The organism is Kocuria cellulosilytica, assembly GCF_040981245.1.
Taxonomy (GTDB): Bacteria; Actinomycetota; Actinomycetes; order Actinomycetales; family Micrococcaceae; genus Kocuria; species Kocuria cellulosilytica.
This window is the reverse complement of sequence record NZ_JAVFWZ010000141.1, coordinates 1-521: the sequence shown is the minus strand read 5'-3', so window position 1 is coordinate 521 and position 521 is coordinate 1. Positions and strand designations below refer to the sequence as shown.

The window sequence follows — 521 nt, the reverse complement described above, 5'->3', positions numbered from 1 at the left end:
TCCCCGGCGACGACGGCGGCGTCCCGGTGCTCCGGGTGCACGAGCCCGGCCGCGGACATCGCGGCGACCGCCTCCAGCAGGGGCGTCCAGTAGCCCGAGACGTCGAGGAAGCCGACCGGCTTGGCGTGCACGCCGAGCTGCAGCCAGGTCCACGCCTCGAAGATCTCCTCGAGGGTCCCCAGGCCTCCGGGCAGTGCCACGAACCCGTCCGCGAGGCGGGCCATCTCCGCCTTGCGCTCGTGCATCGTCCGGACGACGCGCAGCTCGCTCAGGCCGGTGTGGGCGGTCTCCTCGTCGACGAGCGAGCGCGGCATCACCCCGATCACCTCGCCCCCCGCGGCCAGGGCGGCGTCGGCGACGACACCCATCAGCCCCACGTGGCCCCCGCCGTAGACCACGCCCACGCCGCGGCGGGCGAGCTCGGTGGCGAAGGCCCGGGCGGCCTCGGCGAACAGGGGATCGGCGCCCAGGGAGGCCCCGGTGTACACGGCGAGTCTCATGGGGACATTCTCGGGGTCCCG

At 75.0% G+C, this 521-nt stretch carries 1 protein-coding gene; it reads right to left on the bottom strand.

Annotation, left to right across the window (positions count from 1 at the left end; genetic code table 11):
• The coding region (locus tag RCG67_RS17395) for an LOG family protein (protein ID WP_368828071.1) at positions 1–500 on the bottom strand (500 nt) is incomplete at its 3' end.
• Positions 501–521: the final 21 nt, after the last annotated feature.